Genomic DNA, 17871 nt, shown 5'->3' on the forward strand with positions numbered 1-17871 from the left:
CTCCTGCATGGAGACGCGATTAGATCACAGACGATCTGCCTGTTCAAATTTCATTAACAAAGTGCGATCCCGCCCTGGCATGGGCCTGGGTGCCATAGATGATGGATGGCCCGCCCCCCATGAGTACGGCCACGTCTATGGTTGCGACCAGTTCCTCTCTGGAGGCCCCGGCCTGCAAGGCGCCAGCAACATGGGCTGCAATGCAGCCGTCGCATCTTGATGCAATGCCGATCCCCAGGGCGATCATCTCTCTGTATTTCAGCGCCAACACCTTATCGTCTTTCATCACCGATTTGTGCAGGGCAATAAACGCATTCATGGTATCCGGGCTGCTCTTTCTATAGGCAGACCCAAGCTGATGCTGCTCCTTGTTGATCTCTTTGTAATGTTTCATGGATAGCTATTTCTCCGGGATGAATAATTCACCTTTGTAGAACGAGAGCACCGTCATGCTGATTAACCACACTATCAATCCGATCAGGGCACAGACCACTATTTTGGCCAGAAAGTACGGAATGACGCTGCCTGTGCTATCGGCAAACTTGGCCGACGCAGCTGAAAATGCGGCCAGCGGGAACGAATAAGCCCATGAAGAGAGATAAAATTTCAGCTTCAGAAAGGTGAGTGTGTTGTACATCAACAAAATAAATACAAACAGTGCAAAATAATAGATGATGTGTGCAAACAAGTCTGTCGAGCCTATGATATCCGTGTAAGCAATAAATCCTATCGAGGGGGGTGCCAGCAATATAAACATGGTGGGCATCAGCTTGTCAGGCAGATTTTCATGAAAGAACAACCGGTATAATACTATGGTCAACAAACAGAACCAGAATATCAAGCCGATACTGAAAAAGAACAGACTGGTTTCATGAAAACCCAGCCCTACTCCTGCAAGTGGCACGACAATACTCCCCACGACAGGAATAAACCACGCAGGGTTGGTATGTGCAATATTAAAATGCTCTCTATGGATCCAGCTGCTCATGATGAACAAGGTAAACATCAGCTGCAGCATTGCGCCGGCAGACCAGAGATATAGCGAGATATCATGCCACCCAGACCAATATGCTGACTGCAATAACAGGCTGATCGAGATGGTCGGAAAGAAATTAATCTTGACCATATGCCTTAATTCATGCAGAAACTCATCCCTGTATTTGAGCATTTTGAAGACATACATTGCCACAAACACAGTCAGCAAGACTGAAGACATGACGCCCAAAAAGAAACCCGCAGAGTGCATCATCACCGAATCAGGAAAGGCTTTTCTACACGCAATGGCGGCCCCCGTCAGCCCCATGATGATCGAAAAGAGCGTCACCGGCATATAGGCAATCCTGCTGATAGAGGGTAATGTCGCCCCCTCCATGTTCAGGCTTTCATTAGACATATACCCTCCAACTTTACTTATTTATCGCGTTTATTCTTCACAGTATCTTTTATGTGCATGGGGTTGAGCAGCGCCCTGACACTGGTGTCGTTGGGCTGAACCGACTTTGCCACACCCTTTTTTTCCTGCGTGGCCATGTTCATGCTCGCCACAGCTATTGGCGCCCTCTTTCTGATGGCGCTGGCCATGGGAACAGGCAGATTCCTGACCCTGATCTGCAGAGACAAGCTGGATCAGGCTGGTGGAATCATTTTTCAGCATCTCTGATATGGCAAGGCGTCCCTGCACTGCCTGATAGACGGACAAGCCGTTATCCAGCAGCTTCTTGAGCATCTTCTTGCCAATATTTTTCAATACCACACGGTTTGCTCCATGGGTCTGGAATAGATCAGCCAACATGCCCTTGCACTCATTGGGTGCTATCGGATTGGAAATCTCCTTTAGTGTGGTGCCTTGCTCATCAATGAAAACGAAGCGTTCTGCCTTGGCAAAATGCCCTGCGATATGGTCATCCTTCATGGGAATGGCGGTGATAGTGGTCATAAGATCTCCTGCTATTACGGTTAATTGTCAGACCATGCCATTTATCACCACTTGTGAGTCCGATTCCCCATCCGATAACAACACCGGAGGATCCAGATTGACATGACCCTGCTTTCTACCCCTTGCTACCACCCATCGAAAGTGTCGAATGAACGCTTGCTGGCTGTTTTACTCACAGCACATCCGCTGATGCGGTGCTTTAACTGGTGGCCAAGTAAGTGGCATATGCTATGTATACGCCTTGTTTGTGGCATATGCAATAAACTGTTGACGTTGATTTACGCCTGGCTGGCTCCCTCAGGGGGCAACACTCAGCCGCAAAAGGCACAGCTCAGCGGCATCCAGACCAGGTGCCAAACCCATTTCTCCAGTGTTTTCCTTCTCTTGATCCCCTCTCATTTCTTCCCCAGTCACTGCCATTTGTGTGCGTTGGCTCACACCCTGCAGCTCGTTTTTACCTCACAAATTTACAGGTTGGCGGTGACTCTCGTCCAAGGGGAGGCCCGCGCCATGGCTGATACGCGTCGGCACGCGAAACAACAATCAATTGATTTTTAACGATATAAAATCACTTTGCGATTCCATTCAGATCTATTTTGTCAGCAGGTCTGCTGTGAGATCGGGGTCACACTCGGGACGATAGCGCACAAAAATCCAGTCATTCGCACATTTGTCCGATAGGGTGGCTTGCTCCCCGGCGCGATAATAGTGAGGTCAATTTTGTCTGCATGCCGTGCCAGCACGGGTGGCATGCCAACAGGCTCCCTCACGGGAGCGGGAGAGCGCCATGATCACCACACTGATCAACGAACATCTGATCAATCTCGATTTGAACGCGACGAGCAAGGAGGAGGTCTTCAGCGAGATGGCCCGCTTGCTGGTCGCGCAGGGCAAGGTCAGCGATGAGCAGCAGTTCATCAAGGACCTGTGGGCCCGGGAAGAGCTGGACAACACCGGCTTCGAGGAGGGCGTTGCCCTGCCCCATGCAAAGAGTGCGGCTGTGAGCACACCGGCGGTGGCCATCGGCATCAGCCGCAGCGGTATCGATTACGGCGCCGAGGATGGCAAGCCGTCCCGGCTGTTCTTCATGATTGCCTCCCCCGCCGGTGGCGCCAACCACCATATCGAGGTACTGGCCGAGCTCTCCGCCAAGCTGATTGAAGAAGGTTTCATTGCCAAGTTGCTGGCTGCCAAGAGCCCGGCTGCCGCACTGGCGCTGCTGCTGGAGCGCAAGGAGGAGCAAACAGCCGCCCCGACCACCAGCGAGGGCTTCATCATAGGTGTCACCGGTTGTCCGGCCGGCATCGCCCACACCTATCTGGCGGCCGAGTCCCTGGAGCGCGCCGCCAAGGAGCTGGGTTACGAGGTGAAGGTGGAGACCAACGGCTCCATCGGTGTCAAGAACAGCCCGACCGCGGCCGAGATCGCCCGCGCCAGCGCCATCGTCGTGGCCTGCGACAAACAGGTGGACATGGCCCGCTTCAACGGCAAGCCGCTCATCAAGACTGGGGTGAAAGCCCCCATCAAGGATGGCAAGGGTCTCATTGAGCAGGCGCTGAAGGCGCCGGCCTATGTGGCTGGCAAAGAGGACAAGAAGGGAGAGGATAAGAGCACGGGCGGCAGTTCCGATCTCTATCGCTACCTGATGAACGGCGTCTCCCACATGATCCCGTTTGTCGTCACCGGTGGTCTGCTGATCGCGCTGGCACTGGCCATCGGCGGCAACCCGACCCCGAGCGGCATGCAGATCCCGGAAGGGAGCATGTGGAATCAGATCCTCAACGTGGGCGTGGCCGCCTTCACCCTGATGATCCCCATACTGGCGGGCTATATCGCCTACGCCATCGGTGACCGTCCGGCACTGGCCCCGGGCTTTATCGGCGGCTGGATCGCCAACAACGGCAGCTTCTACGGCGCCGACGCCGGTACCGGCTTTATCGGTGCCATCATAGCGGGCCTGCTGGTCGGTTATCTGGTGCGCTGGATTGCCACCCGTCACTACCACAAGATGGTGCAGCCGCTGGTGCCTATCCTGATCGCGCCCATCGTCGGTTCCCTGTTTATCGCTGCGGTCTTCATCTTCATCATCGGCGCCCCCATTGCCGACATGATGACAGGCCTCAACGCCATGCTGCTCTCCATGAGCGGTGGCAGTCTGGTGCTGCTAGGTATAGTGCTGGGGGGCATGGCCGGCTTTGATATGGGTGGCCCGGTCAACAAGGTAGCCTTCCTGTTCTCGGTGGGCATGATTGCCTCCGGCCAGACCCAGTTTATGGGTGCCATGGCCTGCGCCATACCTGCGGCGCCGCTTGGCATGTCGCTGGCGACCGTACTTGGTCGCAAGCTGGGTATCTTCGATGCCTCTGAAATCGAGGCGGGCAAAGCCGCCGGTGCCATGGGCCTGGTGGGTATCTCGGAAGGGGCGATCCCGTTCGCCGCCCGTGACCCGCTCGCCGTCATCCCCGCCAACGTGCTGGGCAGCATGACAGCCGCCGTGATGGCCTTCCTGTTTGGCATCACCAACAGCGTCGCCCACGGTGGCCCCATCGTTGCCCTGCTGGGTGCGGTCAACAAGCCGCTGCTGGCCCTGCTCTGCATGATCTGTGGCGCCATCGTCACCGGCGTTGTGGCGGTTGCCCTGAAAAAACTGCGGGTGAAGAAAACCGACCAGGTGGCACTGGCCAAGGCGGCCTGATCACCCTCTCGCACTGATACGACAAGAGGCCACCTGCGGGTGGCCTCTTTTATGGCATCAGATATCCGCCAATGCTGCTGACGATGACCTGCTCACCCCATAGCACAACCTCACGCCCGCCAGCCCTGTCTGGCTGCCGGGCAGTTCCCCTTCTTTTCGTAGCATGGCCCCGCCGTGGGCCGTCACTGTGTGATCCTCTTCACGCTTCATGGCCGGATCCCGTCAAACTAGGAAATTTTCCTAATACCACTAGGGATGGCTCTCACGCCATTTGCGCCGCGCCTCATTAAAGTCACGCTACCTGATGTAGTGACTCGACCCCCGCAGTGGCGCAGGTTCGGGCATGGGTTCAATCGACAGGGGAGCGAGGCGCACAGTCCAACCTCTTTCTGTTGTCCTTTCCGTGGCGTGACCTCTGACACCAACCAAAAAATGAGGGGCGCGGCGGAAATACCGTCTATCTCGCAGAGGATGAACGAAGATGTTGAAATTTCTCCAACAGGTCCGGGTGCCGACCCTGGAACTGCCGGTCGAAGCCCGGCGCAAGCTCTGGTTCAAGCCGTTTATGCAATCTTATCTGGTTGTATTTATTGGCTATCTGACCATGTACCTGATCCGCAAGAACTTCAACATTGCGCAGAACGACATGATCCAGGAGTACGGTCTCTCCATGACCGAGCTTGGCATGATTGGCCTTGGCTTCTCCATCACCTACGGGGTGGGCAAGACGGTCGTCTCCTACTATGCCGATGGCAAGAACACCAAGCAGTTCCTGCCGCTGATGCTGATCCTCTCCGCCCTGTGCATGCTGGGCTTCAGTGCCAGCATGGGCGGCACGGGTTTCAGCCTCTACTTCATGATCTTCTTCTATGCCCTGAGCGGCTTCTTCCAGAGCTGTGGTGGCTCCTGCAGCTACTCCACCATCACCAAATGGACACCTCGCAACAAGCGCGGTACCTATCTGGGCATGTGGAACCTCTCCCACAACGTGGGCGGTGCCGGTGCGGCCGGTGTGGCGCTGTTCGGTGCCAACTACCTGTTCGATGGCAATGTGCTCGGCATGTTCATCTTCCCGTCCATGATCGCGCTGGTGGTCGGCTTTATCGGCCTGCGTTTTGGCAGCGATTCACCAGAAGCCTATGGTCTGGGCAAGGTGGAAGAGCTGTTTGACGAAGTGGCCAGTGAAGAAGACATCGCCACCGAAGAGCAGAAGCTGACCAAGGGTCAGATCTTCGTGAAGTACGTGCTGATGAACAAGGTGATCTGGCTGCTCTGCTTTGCCAACATCTTCCTCTACGTGGTGCGCATCGGTATCGACCAGTGGTCCACCGTGTACGCTCACCAGGAGCTGGGCTTCTCCAAGGAGATCGCCATCCAGGGCTTTACCTTCTTCGAAGTGGGCGCCCTGGTCGGCACCCTGATGTGGGGCTACCTCTCGGATCTGGCGAACGGTCGTCGCGGTCTGGTGGCCTGTGTGGCACTGGCGCTGATTATCGCGACCCTGGGTCTCTACCAGCATGCCACCACCCAGTTCATGTTCCTGGGCTCCCTGTTCCTGCTGGGCTTCCTGGTGTTTGGTCCGCAACTGCTGATCGGCGTGGCCGCCGTGGGCTTTGTGCCCAAGCAGGGGATCAGCGTGGCCGATGGCGTCAAGGGCACCTTTGCCTACCTCATAGGTGACAGCTTCGCCAAACTGGGTCTGGGCATGATCGCCGATGGCACCCCCATCTTCGGTCTGACCGGCTGGGCCGGCACCTTCGCGGCGCTGGACATGGCCGCCGCCGCCTGTCTGGTGTTGATGGCCTGCGTGGCCGTGGCCGAGGAGCGCAAGATCCGCCGCATCAAACGTGAACTGAAAGCCGCCACCCTGGCTACCCAATCCGTCTGAACCCGCGTTAACTGAATACAACCGGCTCCATCTTCTGGTGGGGCCGGTTTTTTATTGCCACGCCCGCCGTCAGCAGATGAATCCAGATTCTCGCCATCCCTGTGCAAGCCAGCACCAGTGCGCCGCCAAGATCCCATTTTTGCCCCACGCCTTTGGCAAAAGCCGCCCCTTGGCGCTATCTTGTTGCCCCACCGCCATTTGCTTCGAGAACCGATGAAGATCCTCGCCGTCACCGCCTGCCCCACCGGCATAGCCCACACCTATATGGCCGCAGAGGCGCTGCAAAAAGCCGCCGACAAGCTGGGGCTGAAGATCAAGGTTGAAACCCAGGGCGCCATGGGACTGGAGAACATTCTCACCGCACGGGACATCGCCAGCGCCGATCTGGTGCTGATCGCCTCCGACATCGAGATAGAGCAGAAGGATCGCTTCCTCGGTTGCACGGTTCGCCAGGTATCGCTGGAATCCGTGCTGCTCAATGCCAGCGCCGTACTCAAAACCGCCACCGTCGGCGTCTGAATGCTCACCCGCGAGCTCACTTTCTTCTGCCGGCTGGGGCTGACCATCACCCAGGCCAAGCAGCTGAGTCGACTGGCCGGGCTGTTCAAATCCCATATCCAGCTTATCAATGTCACCCGCCGCCAACGCGTGGAGGCGACCAGCCAGCTTTCCCTGCTCACCCTGGCCACCCAGCCCGGCGATCTCTGTCTGCTGCTTATCGAAGGGCTGGATGCGGAGCTGGCCCACATGGCCTTCACCTGCTGGTGCGTGGAGCTGGGCCAGCCCCTTGGCAGACCTGGGAGCGCCGCCCCGGCCGAGCAGCGCCTTGGCCTCGCCCAGCCCGACTACTGTTTTTCCCTCGCCCAGCTGGGGCACGCAGCGGCATCGCTGGACAAATCCCTGGCCCTGAGGGTGCTGATCGATCTCTTGCCCGCAGAGCTGGTACGCGACAGACCAGCGCTTGAGCAGGCCATCGCCAAGCGCGAGCAGATCGCCGCCACTATCATACGGCCCGGCCTCGCCATGCCCCACGTGATCTGCCCCGCCATCCGCCAGCCCGCCCTCTCGCTGATCAGTTGCGCCGAGCCCATCGAGTGGGGATCGGCGCTCGGGCCGGTACGGACCATCATATTGCTGGCGATCCCGGCCGGGCTCGCCCCCGAGCAATTGCGCCCCCTCACCCGGCTGGCTCGCGCCATGATGGACGAGGTGGTCAGCACGGCGCTCTTGCACGCAAGCTCGGCCCCCGCCCGTCAGGCCATCGTCATCGAAGGGCTGTTGAGTTAGGCGAACAAGCCCGACCATGCCCCATGGCGGCGGCCCCCTGTGATACACTCCGGCATCCCCTGTTTTTGGTATGCATGCGATGAAATCTGCCCGCCCCCGTCTCTCCCTCCAAGGCCGCACGACCGCCGCTGAGCGCACCCCACAAGATGACGCCAACCGGCCTGGTCTGACACGCTCACGGCCCGGCACCCGGCATGCACAGGCCGCTGAACAGGCCGGGCAGAAACCGCAGGTGGCACCCGCCGATCGCAAGTTGCTGCTCTTGAACAAGCCCTACATGGTGCTGTGCCAGTTCACCGACGAGGCGGGACGGGAGACCCTCAAGGATTACATCAAGGAGCCCGGCATCTATGCCGCCGGCAGGCTGGACCGCGACAGCGAGGGGCTCTTGCTGCTCACCAACGACGGCAAGTTGCAGGCTCGCCTCACCCAGCCGGGGGAGAAGACGCCCAAGACTTACTGGGTGCAGGTGGAAGGCATACCGAGCGAAGAGAAACTGGCCGCCCTGCGCGCCGGGGTTGAACTCAACGACGGCCTGACACTGCCCGCCGAGGCAAGGCTCATGGATGAGCCCGATGTGTGGCCACGCAATCCGCCCATCCGCGAGCGCAAGGAGATCCCCACCCGCTGGCTCGAGATCAAGATAGTAGAGGGGCGCAACCGTCAGGTGCGGCGCATGACGGCCCATATCGGCCACCCCACACTGCGCCTTATTCGCTACGCCATCGGCGACTGGACCTTGGGTAACTGGCAAGAAGACGGGCTGGCCCCCGGGCAGAGCCACAGCCTGCCTGCCCCCGAGCTGGCACCGGTATCGCCTGCTCGTCCGCGCAAGTCTCAAACCGGCAGTAGCGCCACCAAACCTGCGGGCGACAGACCACGAAGAGCGGCCCAGTCCAATCGGAAAAACCCGCCACGCAGCGCAGGCAAGCCAGCCATCGACCAGGCTGGCTCTCGTCCCCCTGCCGAGAGCAAGCCCCGTAGCAGCGGTCGCGGCACGGCCCGCCGTCCTGCCCGTCACACCACAGACAAGGAGTCATCATGATGGATCGCCCGTCGATGGAAGAGAGAATGCCGGCCAGATTGACGGTGGCGGCGCTGGTGCACTGGCAGGGTCGTTTCCTGCTGGTGGAAGAAGAGATCAAGGGCCAGCGCCGTTTCAATCAGCCCGCCGGCCATGTGGAACCGGGTGAAAACCTGATTGAAGCGGCCTGCCGCGAGCTCAAAGAAGAGACAGGACTGACTGCCACGCCCAGCGCCTGGCTCGGGGTCTATCTCTACAAACCGGCCGACAGCGAGGCCACCTTTGTGCGCACCGCCGTCATCTTCGACCTTGAAAAGGCGCCGGGTCAGCACCATCCAGAGGATCCTGACGGCGATGTGCTGGCCTGCCACTGGCTCACCCTGGAGGAGATAGCCGAGTGCAAACCGGCCCTGCGTAGCCCATTGGTGTGGCAGTGCATTCAGGATTATCTGGGGGGCACCCGCCTGCCGCTGTCGGCGCTCAAGGCCTTTATCTGAGGCCATTTGGCACCGATTTATTGCTGGCGTGCCAGCTGACAGAAAAACGATTTCCTGCCTTGCTACCCCTCAAGGGGAAGCGGACAGGGAGATGTGACCGAGGGCGCAAAACTCTGGTAGAATACGCCCCGTTTAAACGAACTGGTAACTTCGACTAATGACAGACAACAGCCAAATCAAGGTGATCGTCGGCATGTCCGGCGGCGTGGATTCTTCCGTCTCGGCCTACCTGCTCCAGCAGCAGGGTTATCAGGTCGAAGGCTTGTTCATGAAGAACTGGGAAGAAGACGACACGGACGAGTACTGCTCTGCCTCCCAGGATTTGGCTGATGCCAAGGCCGTCTGCGACAAGCTGGGTATGAAGTTGCATACCATCAACTTCGCTGCCGAGTACTGGGACAATGTGTTCGAGCACTTCCTGGAAGAATACAAGGCAGGGCGCACGCCGAACCCGGATATCCTGTGCAACAAGGAGATCAAGTTCAAGGCGTTCCTCGAATTTGCCGCCGAAGAGCTGGGTGCCACCTACATCGCCACCGGCCACTACGTGCGCCGTGACGACAGCACAGGCCACCCGCGCCTGCTGCGCGGTCTCGATACCAACAAGGATCAGAGCTACTTCCTCTACACCCTGAGCGAAGCCCAGGTGGGTCAGAGCCTGTTCCCGGTCGGGGATCTGGAGAAGCCGGAGGTGCGCCGCATCGCCGAGCAACTGGATCTCATCACCGCCAAGAAGAAAGACTCCACCGGTATCTGCTTTATCGGTGAGCGCAAATTCAAGGACTTCCTGGCCAAGTTCCTGCCCGCCCAGCCCGGCCCCATCGAAACCGTGGACGGCAAGGTGATCGGCGAGCATCAGGGCTTGATGTATCACACCCTGGGTCAGCGCAAGGGGCTCGGCATTGGTGGTCGCAAAGACGCCACCGAAGAGGCCTGGTACGTGGTGGACAAAGAGGTGGAGCGCAACACCCTGGTGGTGGCGCAGGGCGAGCACCCGCGTCTCTACTCAGACGGCCTGATTGCCAGCCAGCTGCACTGGGTGGATCGCACCCCGATCCGCGCACCGCGTCGCTGCACCGTCAAGACACGCTATCGTCAGCAGGATATCCCCTGCCTCATTCAGCCCATCGATGACGAGACCATACGGGTCATCTTCGACGAGAAACAGGCAGCCGTGACCCCGGGTCAATCCGCCGTCTTTTATGACGGGGAAGTGTGCCTGGGCGGCGGCATCATCGAGCAGCGTTTCAGCCATCCGGTGTAAATCCTGACGGCGGTGACATCGATGATCGACAAATACCAGGGCTGAACCATGGCCTTTGCAAGCACGCTGAAACAGTGCGTCAGCCATGCGGTTTGGGCCAACAAAGAAGGCAGCGAACATGAGCGACCAATTCCAGGGCCGGATCATGGCCTGCTGCGGCATCAGCCGGTGAACCAACATAACAGGGCTGTGAAACGATGAGCGACAAATTTCAAGACAGAACCATGGCCTTTGCCGGCATCTGCCAGGCGGCCTATCTGGTACAAAAAGTGGCCCGTGATGGCACTTGCGATGAAGCGTCCCTGCGCGAGAGCCTGCAAAGCGTGCTGGTGACCGATCCCAAGCAGCCGCTGGAGGTGTTTGGCAACCATCTGGCCATTCGCGATGGCTACCGCGCCCTGGTCGAGCAACTGGGCTCCGACGGCAGCCAGAAAAATGCCGAGCTGACCCGTTACGTGGTGAGCCTGATTGCGCTGGAGCGCAAGCTGGCCAAGCGCAAGGACATTCTCAACATGCTGGGGGAGCGGATCAGCCAGATCGGCCGCCAGCAACAGCATTTCGATCTGCTCGACGAGCAGATCTTGGCCAACATGGCGAGCATCTACAGCGATCTCATCAGCCCCATTGGGCCGCGCATCCAGATAGCGGGTACCCCGCTGTTCCTGCAGCAGCCCCTGGTGCAGCACAAGGTGCGCGCCCTGCTGCTGGCAGGCATTCGTGCCTGCGTGCTGTGGCGCCAGCTTGGCGGCAGCCGTACCCAGATCATTTTCGCTCGCAAGAAAATGGTCGAACTGGCCAAACGTTTCTAAGAATCGGCTCGAGCTCCGTCGTGAGAGGCCGGAAGCAAGGTGAAGAGCAGCGCAGGTACCGGAGTTTATGTCGATAAATAAGGATGCCGAGCAGCACATGAGCCTTGATAACGGTCTCGTAACAGGAGCGCGAGTTGATGAGAATCCCCCACACCAATCATCAGGAGTTCACCCCATGGAGCTGTCCGCGCTGACTGCTGTTTCCCCGATTGACGGTCGTTATGGCGACAAGGCCGATGCCCTGCGCCCTATCTTCTCCGAATTCGGTCTGCTGCGTTTTCGCGTCGAAGTTGAGGTGCGCTGGTTGCAAAAACTGGCCAGCCACGTCGGGATCCCGGAAGTCCCTGCCCTGAGCGCGGCCGCCAACGCCCTGCTCGACGGTATTGTCAGCAACTTCAACGAGAGTGACGCCGCCCGTATCAAACAGATAGAGCGCACCACCAACCATGATGTGAAAGCGGTGGAGTACTTCCTCAAAGAGAAGGTGGAAGTGAACCCTGAGCTGGCCGCCGTCAGCGAGTTTATTCACTTCGCCTGCACCTCGGAAGACATCAACAACAACTCCCATGGCCTGATGCTAAAAACAGCCCGTGACGAGGTCATCAAGCCTTATTGCGAGAAGCTCATCAGCGAGCTCAAGCGTCTGGCTCACGAGTACCGCGACATGCCGCTGCTGTCGCGCACCCACGGTCAGCCGGCCACCCCGAGCACCATGGGCAAGGAGATGGCCAACGTCGCCTATCGCCTGGAGCGCCAGTTCAAGCAGATCATGGCGGTCGAAATCCTCGGCAAGATCAACGGTGCCGTGGGCAACTACAACGCCCACGTCAGCGCCTACCCGGAAGTGGACTGGCACCAGTTCTCCGAGGAGTTCGTCACCTCCCTGGGCCTGAACTGGAACCCCTACACCACCCAGATCGAGCCCCACGACTATATTGCCGAGCTGTTCGACGCCATGGCCCGCTTCAACACCATCCTCATCGACTTCGATCGCGATGTCTGGGGTTATATCTCCCTGGGTCACTTCAAGCAGCGCACTGTGGCGGGCGAAATCGGCTCCTCCACCATGCCGCACAAGGTCAACCCCATCGACTTCGAGAACTCCGAAGGCAACCTGGGTCTGGCCAACGCCGTGTTCCAGCACCTGGCCTCCAAGCTGCCTATCTCCCGCTGGCAGCGAGACCTCACCGACTCGACCGTGCTGCGCAACCTGGGTGTGGCCGTCGGTTACTCCCTGATTGCCTATCAGGCGACCCTGAAGGGGATCTCCAAGCTGGAAGCCAACGCCGGTGCCATGGCCGCCGATCTGGACGCCAACTGGGAAGTGCTGGCCGAGCCGATCCAGACTGTGATGCGTCGCTACGGTATCGAGAAGCCCTACGAGAAGCTCAAAGAACTGACCCGTGGTCGCCGCGTCGATGCCGAAGGCATGCGTACCTTTATCGACACCCTCGAGCTCCCCGAGCACGTGAAAGTCGAGCTGAAGAAGCTGACCCCGGCCAACTATATCGGTCAGGCCCAGCGTCTGGTGGATCTGCTGAAATAAGCCGATAACCTGATACATCAGGGGCCCTGTGCACATTGCGCAACAGGGCCCCTGTTATTTTTGACGGCCATGCGTTTTGCCATACAAGAGGTATTGCCCAAGGCCCGCAGCCATCTTGGGCAAGACCTCTCCTGACTCTTTCTGATCTTTTGACGAGAAGCACTATGTACGAACTCAATCTGGATATCGCTCACTTCCTCGAGCACTACTGGCAGAAACGCCCGCTCCTTATAAAAGGCGGCTTCACCGACTTTCAGGATCCCATCAGCCCGGACGAGCTGGCGGGTCTGGCCATGGAAGAGGTCATCGAATCCCGTCTGGTGACCCGCTTCGACGGCAAGTGGGAAGCGGCTCACGGCCCTTTCGAATCTTACGATCACCTGGGGGAAGAGAACTGGACTGTGCTGGTGCAGGCTTGCAACCACTGGGCCCCCGAGGTACACGAGCTGGCACTGCCGTTCCAGTTCATTCCGGGCTGGCGCTTTGACGATGTGATGGTGAGCTTCTCCACCCCTCATGGTGGTGTCGGCCCCCACATCGACAACTACGATGTCTTCATCACCCAGGGTCAGGGAAAGCGTCACTGGCGAGTGGGCGATGCCAAGCCGCTCAACGAGTTTGCCGCCCACGCCGCCCTGCTGCACTGCGAGCCGTTCGAGGCGATCATCGACGTCATCATGGAGCCGGGCGATATCCTCTACATTCCGCCTGGATTCCCCCACGAGGGCTACGCCATCGAGCCCTCCCTGAACTTCTCCGTGGGTTTCCGCGCACCGGACGCAAAGGCGCTCATCTCGTCCTTTGCCGATCACCTGATCGACAACGAAATGCGTACCGAGCGCTACGGCGATGGGGATCTCAAACCCCGCGTCCGTCACGGCGAGATCCAGCCCCATGAACTACACCGCCTGCGCGAACTGATGCAGCAGGCTCTGGACGACGAGACCCTGTTCAAGGAGTGGTTTGGCACCATGATCTCCGAGGCCAAGCACGATCTGGACGTCAGCCCCATGGAACCTGACTACAGCGCCGAGGAAGTGGCCGACCTGCTGACCCAGGGCGAACCCGCCATCAAGGTGCCGGGCCTGCGCTCCGTCTGGTTCAGCGGCGAGAGCCGTACCTGCTACATCGACGGCGAAGCCTGGACCCTGCCGAGCGACGATGCGGCCGCCATCTCCCTGTTGTGTGACAAAGACATCATCACCCAGGCCGACATGGTGGAACTGGCCGATCAGGCCGGCTTCCTGCAGCTGCTGACCCGTCTGGTCAATCGCGGTTACTGGTTCTTCAGCTAATCGGGCTGGCTGACAAAGACGAAAAAGGCGCCTTGATGGCGCCTTTTTCATGAGCGGCGGCTTATGCCTCTCCAACCTCTTCGGACTCGTCTTCGGGGAGTTCGTCAAACAGGGGGTGGTAGAGCACTTCGCCGGCCATGCCTGCCAGGCCACCTTCCTGCAGCTCCATCGCCAGAAAGCAGTCGGCGGGAACTTCATAGATGCAGTGCAGACCGAACTCGCTGGCGGGACGAAAACCGAAGCGACCGTAGTAGGTCGGATCCCCGAGCACCACCACCGCCTTCCAGTCCATCTCCAGCGCCGTATCCAGCCCCTCACGCACCAGATCCGAGCCGATACCCTGCCCCTGCCAGTCCGGATGAACAGCAACAGGCGCCAGACCGAGCCAGGGCCCTTCCATGCCGTTAATGGTGATCGGGCTCAGCATCAGGTGCCCCATGAACTCGTACTCTTCCTCTTCGACCATGGTCACCACGGCAGCGCCACATTCGCGCAGGCGGTTGACCAGTTCGGCCTCATCGGAACGGCCAAAGGCGGCGCTCACCAGTTCATAGACCGGCAGCATGTCGCCGGGGCGCTCGGTTCTCAGCATACAGCGTTACTCCTCGTACAGCAGAGCGGGCATTATTCCACAAAGTGCCGGTCGGCCTGAGCACCTTTGTCCAGAAATGGGAGGGTGGGCTCAGGAAAGCGAGCCGCAAGCAGCCGCAGTACCCCTTGCAAGGCCACCGGCGTCATGGCCGTGATGGCCTCACCGTAGGCCGCGAACAGCTCGGCATCGTCCTGTTCCAACCTTGCCAGAGCAAGCTCGGGTCCCTGATGCCAGCGCCCGGCCAGCTCATCGATGAGCTCTGGCAGCTCCACCAGCAGCCAGAGCTGATGATAACGCCCCGCGACCGAAGCCCCATCACGCCCCCCTGCCGCGGGCAGCCCTGTGCGGCGCACCATCTTGTCAATCCAGGCGAGCCGCTGTTGCCGCTGCGTGCGGGTGAGCAGAACGGGCCCCTGGCGCAGCAGACTGGTCAGTTGCAGCAGGCAGGCAAGCCCCTGCTCGTCCCTGTCTTTTAGCAGCAAGCCACCCAGCAGATGCAACTGCTCGGGCTCGACCTGCTCCAGCTGACTGAGCGGATGGCACATAATGTCGAACAGGGCCCCATCATAGAGTGCTGCACCTGGCAAGGTGGGTATGCACTTGTCATCCAGAAACAGGGTGAGCTGCAACGAGCCGTCATGACCCGACCCGGCCGGTGCATCGGCACCATGCAAAATAGCCACGGCCACCCGCTCGTTCGCCAGCCAGGGCGCCAGTTGCTGCATCACTGGCTCGGGCAGGGGGACGGCCCTGTCCAGTCGCCAATAGCTCACCTCGCAAGGCTGCTGGGCAGTTCGGGCGCGCAGCCCGCGATAGTGCATGCCGAGTTTGGCCATCACCCGACCGGAGGCGAGGTTGCCCGGCATGTGACGGGCGGTCAACGCCGGCAGTTGCAAGGTGTCGAACGCAAATGACTTGACCAGCTGCGCAGCCCGGGTAGCCAGCCCCCGGTTCTGCCAGGGGACGCCGACCCACCAGGCCAGCTCGCCGTTCCAGTGCAGCGAAATCACCCCGACCAGCGGGGCCACTTCAGCCCCCTGCGGCAGCGTCATGGCCCAGCTCCAGCCAAGCCCCAGCGCGCCCTTGCGCCCACTGCTGGCGAGCCAGTCACGGGCGCCTTCCGGCGGGTAAGGGTGAGGAATATTGAGGGTATAGCGGGAGAGCGCCTCGTCGGCGCAGTAGCGCACCACATCGGCCTCATCGTCGGCCAGCAATGGCCGCAACACCAGGGGGCTGCCAGAGGGTGACGCCAGACCGGATTCACGCAGCAGGGGCACGGCCAAGCGGCGGGCAAGCAGGCGCTTGAGCACGGCGCCCATGTCGTCATCCGCGGTCAGCACCAGATCGGCCCCGAGCGGCCCCAGGGTGAGCAGGCCGCTCTCCTTGGCCAGGGTCAGCAGAGAGGGGGACGCGCTGATCAGGATCTGACGGCTGGGGTCGACATGAGGATCCGCGCTCAGATCGCCGTCGAGCCAGGCCGCCAGCAGCCCGCTGGCGGACAAGATGCCATCAGGGGGACAGCCAGACCAGAGGTCAGCCCCCTGCCCCAGATGGGGTGCGCTCTCTTTGCACAACAGCAGTTTCCAGCAATGACCCTGCTGCTGCCAGGCTTGCAGCACTGGAGACCAATGGGGTTGCCACAGCGCCCGCTCGATCAGCAGCTCCATCAGCTTGCCTGACAGGCTGCAGGCAGGCTCAGGTGACGGGGATGGGCCTCGAGGCGGGCGATCCAGGCCCGGATGGCAGGCCAGCCCTGCAAGGAGAAGATCCCCTCCTCCGCCACATGGGTGTAGGCATAGAGCGCCATGTCGGCGATGGTCGGCGTCTGCCCACACAGGTAGGGACTCTGTTTCAGCTGCTGCTCCATCACCGCCAACGCCTGCTCGCCACCGGCCTTGAGGCCATCGAGCCGTGCCTCCTGGGCTTCCGGCCGCCCCAGATGGTGGACGATGAAGCGCGCCACGGCTATGTAGGGCTCGTGGCTGTACTGCTCGAAGAACAGCCACTTGAGCACCTCGGCCTGCTGGCGGGGATCTGCCGGCCAGAGCGCCGAGCCCTGCGCCAGATAGAAGAGGATGGCATTGGATTCCGCCAACGCATCCCCTTCATCGATGGCCAGCACGGGGATCTTGCCGTTGGGGTTCATAGCCAGAAAGGCCGGGTTTTGGGTGTCACCAGCCTGGATATCCACCGGTACCCAGGTCAGAGGCAGCTCGAGCCAACGGGCCAGCAGCCACACCTTGTAACAGTTGCCAGATCTCAGGTCGCCATACAGACGCATACAGACTCCTTGTCAGCGCAGGAGATTGAACAGGATAAAACAGACTCTCAGGGTGCCAGCCGCTCTATGTGCCAGCCATCGCCCTCGCGGGTGTAGTAGAAGCGATCGTGCAGGCGATGCTCGCCCCCCTGCCAGAACTCTACCGTGTCGATCACCACCCGATAGCCGCCCCAGAAGCTCGGCAGCGGCACTTCGCCATTGGCAAACTTCTGCTTGAGCTCGAGGAACTTGGCCTCCAGCACGCCGCGGGCCGAGATGCGGGTCGACTGCTTGGAAACCCAGGCAGCTATCTGGCTATCCTTGGGGCGACTGTGGAAGTACTTCATCACCTCGAAGGTGCTCATCTTATCTACCCGCCCAGTCACGTGCACCTGGCGGTCCAGGGTGTGCCAGGGGAAGAGCAGACTGATGCGGGGGTTGCCTTCCAGCTGGTGTGCCTTGCGGCTGCCCATGTTGGTGTAGAACACCATGCCCTGGGCGTCGTAGTGCTTGAGCAGCACGGTGCGCTGCCAGGGCTGCCCCTCGGCATCCACGGTCGCCACCACCATGGCGGTGGGATCGGTCAACTTGGCCTCACAGGCCTGGGCCAGCCACTTCTCGAACAGGGCCAGGGGGTCGGCCGGCAGATCGGCCCGGTGCAATCCGCCCCGGGTATATTCACGGCGCAGATCAGCTACATCCATCATCTTGATTTTCCTTCTCTCTTTTTGCCGCCGATGCGGCCATGCGTGCTGGCATTGTGCGACGAGCACGCCAT

Annotated in this window: 18 protein-coding genes; 10 read left to right on the forward strand and 8 right to left on the reverse strand. The window is 60.0% G+C overall.

Features of this window, described 5'->3' with window-relative positions; genetic code table 11:
• Positions 1-43 precede the first annotated feature (43 nt).
• From OKC28_RS04735 to OKC28_RS04745, 3 genes are read right to left on the reverse strand one after another with little or no spacing between them, the layout of a single operon-like run.
• Positions 44-394 (reverse strand): carboxymuconolactone decarboxylase family protein, encoded by a 351-nt coding sequence (locus tag OKC28_RS04735; protein ID WP_270687819.1) that lies wholly within the window; start codon positions 392-394, stop codon positions 44-46.
• Positions 395-400: 6 nt separating this feature from the next.
• Positions 401-1393 (reverse strand): SLAC1 anion channel family protein, encoded by a 993-nt coding sequence (locus OKC28_RS04740; RefSeq protein WP_270687821.1) that lies wholly within the window; start codon positions 1391-1393, stop codon positions 401-403.
• 30 nt (positions 1394-1423) lie between these two features.
• On the reverse strand, positions 1424-1936 hold the full coding sequence (locus tag OKC28_RS04745) for a NifB/NifX family molybdenum-iron cluster-binding protein (protein WP_270687823.1): 513 nt from the start codon (positions 1934-1936) through the stop codon (positions 1424-1426).
• Positions 1937-2723: 787 nt separating this feature from the next.
• Here OKC28_RS04745 and OKC28_RS04750 point away from each other — a divergent pair.
• The gene (locus tag OKC28_RS04750) at positions 2724-4631 is read left to right on the forward strand and encodes a fructose-specific PTS transporter subunit EIIC (protein WP_270687826.1); all 1908 of its coding nucleotides are present in this window, start codon (positions 2724-2726) and stop codon (positions 4629-4631) included.
• A 57-nt stretch (positions 4632-4688) separates the two neighbouring features.
• Here the strand turns inward: OKC28_RS04750 and OKC28_RS04755 are convergent, their stop codons facing one another.
• Positions 4689-4841: a hypothetical protein gene (locus OKC28_RS04755; protein WP_270687828.1), complete on the reverse strand. Its 153-nt coding sequence runs from the start codon at positions 4839-4841 to the stop codon at positions 4689-4691.
• Positions 4842-5112: 271 nt separating this feature from the next.
• On the opposite strand from OKC28_RS04755, the gene uhpT reads away from it, so the two are divergent.
• The 9 genes from uhpT (at position 5113) to OKC28_RS04800 (ending at position 14241) form a co-directional block, all read left to right on the forward strand.
• The gene (gene uhpT / locus OKC28_RS04760; RefSeq protein WP_059113923.1) at positions 5113-6519 is read left to right on the forward strand and encodes a hexose-6-phosphate:phosphate antiporter; all 1407 of its coding nucleotides are present in this window, start codon (positions 5113-5115) and stop codon (positions 6517-6519) included.
• Between the two features lie 213 nt (positions 6520-6732).
• Entirely contained in the window at positions 6733-7038 is a 306-nt protein-coding gene (locus tag OKC28_RS04765; protein WP_005319168.1) for a PTS fructose transporter subunit IIB, read from the forward strand.
• Positions 7039-7806 carry a PTS sugar transporter subunit IIA gene (locus OKC28_RS04770; protein WP_270687836.1) on the forward strand — a complete coding sequence of 256 codons (768 nt, stop codon included), beginning with the start codon at positions 7039-7041 and terminating at the stop codon, positions 7804-7806.
• A 79-nt stretch (positions 7807-7885) separates the two neighbouring features.
• Positions 7886-8851: a pseudouridine synthase gene (locus OKC28_RS04775; protein ID WP_270687839.1), complete on the forward strand. Its 966-nt coding sequence runs from the start codon at positions 7886-7888 to the stop codon at positions 8849-8851.
• Positions 8848-9327: an NUDIX hydrolase gene (locus OKC28_RS04780; RefSeq protein ID WP_017412871.1), complete on the forward strand. Its 480-nt coding sequence runs from the start codon at positions 8848-8850 to the stop codon at positions 9325-9327. The genes OKC28_RS04775 and OKC28_RS04780 overlap by 4 nt, the downstream gene beginning before the upstream one ends.
• Positions 9328-9484: 157 nt before the next feature.
• The gene (gene mnmA, locus OKC28_RS04785; RefSeq protein WP_111587503.1) at positions 9485-10591 is read left to right on the forward strand and encodes a tRNA 2-thiouridine(34) synthase MnmA; all 1107 of its coding nucleotides are present in this window, start codon (positions 9485-9487) and stop codon (positions 10589-10591) included.
• A 197-nt stretch (positions 10592-10788) separates the two neighbouring features.
• Positions 10789-11400 (forward strand): high frequency lysogenization protein HflD, encoded by a 612-nt coding sequence (hflD, locus tag OKC28_RS04790; RefSeq protein WP_017412872.1) that lies wholly within the window; start codon positions 10789-10791, stop codon positions 11398-11400.
• Between the two features lie 175 nt (positions 11401-11575).
• The gene (purB, locus tag OKC28_RS04795; RefSeq protein WP_021140595.1) at positions 11576-12946 is read left to right on the forward strand and encodes an adenylosuccinate lyase; all 1371 of its coding nucleotides are present in this window, start codon (positions 11576-11578) and stop codon (positions 12944-12946) included.
• Between the two features lie 164 nt (positions 12947-13110).
• The gene (locus tag OKC28_RS04800; protein ID WP_021140596.1) at positions 13111-14241 is read left to right on the forward strand and encodes a ribosomal protein uL16 3-hydroxylase; all 1131 of its coding nucleotides are present in this window, start codon (positions 13111-13113) and stop codon (positions 14239-14241) included.
• 61 nt (positions 14242-14302) lie between these two features.
• Here OKC28_RS04800 and OKC28_RS04805 read toward each other — a convergent pair whose 3' ends face one another.
• From OKC28_RS04805 to pdxH, 4 genes are read right to left on the reverse strand one after another with little or no spacing between them, the layout of a single operon-like run.
• The gene (locus OKC28_RS04805; protein WP_058395693.1) at positions 14303-14833 is read right to left on the reverse strand and encodes a GNAT family N-acetyltransferase; all 531 of its coding nucleotides are present in this window, start codon (positions 14831-14833) and stop codon (positions 14303-14305) included.
• Positions 14834-14865: 32 nt separating this feature from the next.
• The gene (locus OKC28_RS04810; RefSeq protein ID WP_270687850.1) at positions 14866-16500 is read right to left on the reverse strand and encodes a GNAT family N-acetyltransferase; all 1635 of its coding nucleotides are present in this window, start codon (positions 16498-16500) and stop codon (positions 14866-14868) included.
• On the reverse strand, positions 16500-17114 hold the full coding sequence (locus OKC28_RS04815; RefSeq protein ID WP_021140599.1) for a glutathione S-transferase family protein: 615 nt from the start codon (positions 17112-17114) through the stop codon (positions 16500-16502). Before OKC28_RS04815 ends, OKC28_RS04810 begins: the two co-directional genes overlap by 1 nt.
• A gap of 47 nt (positions 17115-17161) precedes the next feature.
• Positions 17162-17800, reverse strand: coding sequence for a pyridoxamine 5'-phosphate oxidase (gene pdxH, locus OKC28_RS04820; protein ID WP_034524277.1), 639 nt, complete (start codon positions 17798-17800; stop codon positions 17162-17164).
• Between the last annotated feature and the right edge of the window lie 71 nt (positions 17801-17871).

The organism is Aeromonas sp. D3, from assembly GCF_027705025.1.
GTDB lineage: Bacteria > Pseudomonadota > Gammaproteobacteria > Enterobacterales > Aeromonadaceae > Aeromonas > Aeromonas salmonicida.

Excerpts from the sequence above, each read along its gene's own strand:
- OKC28_RS04735 (WP_270687819.1), bottom strand. The coding sequence starts at position 394 with ATGAAACATTACAAAGAGATCAACAAGGAGCAGCATCAGCTTGGGTCT.
- OKC28_RS04740 (WP_270687821.1), bottom strand. The coding sequence starts at position 1,393 with ATGTCTAATGAAAGCCTGAACATGGAGGGGGCGACATTACCCTCTATC.
- OKC28_RS04745 (WP_270687823.1), bottom strand. The coding sequence starts at position 1,936 with ATGACCACTATCACCGCCATTCCCATGAAGGATGACCATATCGCAGGG.
- OKC28_RS04750 (WP_270687826.1), top strand. The coding sequence starts at position 2,724 with ATGATCACCACACTGATCAACGAACATCTGATCAATCTCGATTTGAAC.
- OKC28_RS04755 (WP_270687828.1), bottom strand. The coding sequence starts at position 4,841 with ATGAAGCGTGAAGAGGATCACACAGTGACGGCCCACGGCGGGGCCATG.
- uhpT (WP_059113923.1), top strand. The coding sequence starts at position 5,113 with ATGTTGAAATTTCTCCAACAGGTCCGGGTGCCGACCCTGGAACTGCCG.
- OKC28_RS04765 (WP_005319168.1), top strand. The coding sequence starts at position 6,733 with ATGAAGATCCTCGCCGTCACCGCCTGCCCCACCGGCATAGCCCACACC.
- OKC28_RS04770 (WP_270687836.1), top strand. The coding sequence starts at position 7,039 with ATGCTCACCCGCGAGCTCACTTTCTTCTGCCGGCTGGGGCTGACCATC.
- OKC28_RS04775 (WP_270687839.1), top strand. The coding sequence starts at position 7,886 with ATGAAATCTGCCCGCCCCCGTCTCTCCCTCCAAGGCCGCACGACCGCC.
- OKC28_RS04780 (WP_017412871.1), top strand. The coding sequence starts at position 8,848 with ATGATGGATCGCCCGTCGATGGAAGAGAGAATGCCGGCCAGATTGACG.
- mnmA (WP_111587503.1), top strand. The coding sequence starts at position 9,485 with ATGACAGACAACAGCCAAATCAAGGTGATCGTCGGCATGTCCGGCGGC.
- hflD (WP_017412872.1), top strand. The coding sequence starts at position 10,789 with ATGAGCGACAAATTTCAAGACAGAACCATGGCCTTTGCCGGCATCTGC.
- purB (WP_021140595.1), top strand. The coding sequence starts at position 11,576 with ATGGAGCTGTCCGCGCTGACTGCTGTTTCCCCGATTGACGGTCGTTAT.
- OKC28_RS04800 (WP_021140596.1), top strand. The coding sequence starts at position 13,111 with ATGTACGAACTCAATCTGGATATCGCTCACTTCCTCGAGCACTACTGG.
- OKC28_RS04805 (WP_058395693.1), bottom strand. The coding sequence starts at position 14,833 with ATGCTGAGAACCGAGCGCCCCGGCGACATGCTGCCGGTCTATGAACTG.
- OKC28_RS04810 (WP_270687850.1), bottom strand. The coding sequence starts at position 16,500 with ATGGAGCTGCTGATCGAGCGGGCGCTGTGGCAACCCCATTGGTCTCCA.
- OKC28_RS04815 (WP_021140599.1), bottom strand. The coding sequence starts at position 17,114 with ATGCGTCTGTATGGCGACCTGAGATCTGGCAACTGTTACAAGGTGTGG.
- pdxH (WP_034524277.1), bottom strand. The coding sequence starts at position 17,800 with ATGATGGATGTAGCTGATCTGCGCCGTGAATATACCCGGGGCGGATTG.